Here is a 1,117-nt window from a genome sequence, read left to right as displayed (position 1 = left end):
AATGCAACAGCATCTATGGCATTGAAACTAATCCCGAAATCCTTAGAGACGCAGCCCGTTTTTTTATGCATTGATGATACCATTGTGCCCAAATATGGAAAGAAATTTGAGGATGTCTCAAAACTCTTTGACCATTCTGCGCACAACGGCAGCGGCTACCTGAACGGGCACTGCTTTGTAAGTGTCATGCTCTGCGTGCCGGTGTGGGATAAAGACAAGATTGTTTACCAGGCACTGCCGCTTTCCTACCGCATGTGGCAGAAAGAAGAGTCAAAGCTGAAGCTGGCTGCTTCCATGGTGCGGCAGGCCATGCCTGAATTACAGGGGAAGGCGAATGTCATTATCCTCTGCGACAGCTGGTACACAAAAGGTGACCTGGTTTCTGTCGTGGATGAGTACCCAAACCTTGGCCTGATTGGAAATGCAAGGTATGACTCTGTCCTTTATGACCTTGCCCCGCAGCCGACCGGAAAAAGAGGCAGGCCTGCAAAACATGGGAAACGCCTTTCGGTGGAAAGGGATTTTACACTTTCGGACGAAAAAATAGGCGGTTATTATATTGGGAAGCGCCGTATCCTTACAAATATTTTCGGCACAAGAGAAGTCCTTGCCTATGTGACAGCCACAAAGAAGGAGGGCGGTTCCAGGCGCTTGTTCTTCAGTACGGTTTTCCCAACACAGCTGCAGTTTTTTTGTGCATGGCAGGAAAAGGCCCCATTGAACCAGACGGGGAGTGCCTGGATGGATTATATCCCTTTATTCCTGTACGCATTCAGATGGAATATTGAAGTCGGCTATTACGAGCAGAAAACCTTCTGGTCGCTATGCAGCTATATGGTACGCAGCCGGAAAGGGATTGAAATGCTGGTGAATCTGATCAACATAGCTTACTGCGCGATGAAGCTACTGCCATACCAGGATGAAGCATTTTCAAAGTACCGTAAGGAAAGCGTACAGGATTTCAGGTTTGCACTCAGCGAAAGGATCCGGCAGGAGGTATTTTTTGCCACTTTCGTGAAAAAGAGCGAAAATATAATAAAATCATCTGCCCTTATGAGAACATTGAAATATCTTGTCCGACAAAAGGAGCACTATTTATAATAGTTGTAAAGTGGTG

General features: G+C 46.6%; 1 protein-coding gene. It reads left to right on the top strand.

The genetic code is table 11. The features are described 5' to 3' along the window. A partial coding sequence (locus tag D7Y06_RS25240) for an IS701 family transposase (protein WP_243119520.1) occupies positions 1-1,101 on the top strand: 1,101 nt, incomplete at its 5' end. Positions 1,102-1,117 lie beyond the last annotated feature (16 nt).

The organism is Roseburia sp. 1XD42-69 (assembly GCF_003612565.1).
GTDB lineage: Bacteria > Bacillota > Clostridia > Lachnospirales > Lachnospiraceae > Roseburia_B.
Note: the sequence above shows the minus strand (reverse complement) of the source record. Positions and strands in the feature narration are given on the sequence as shown.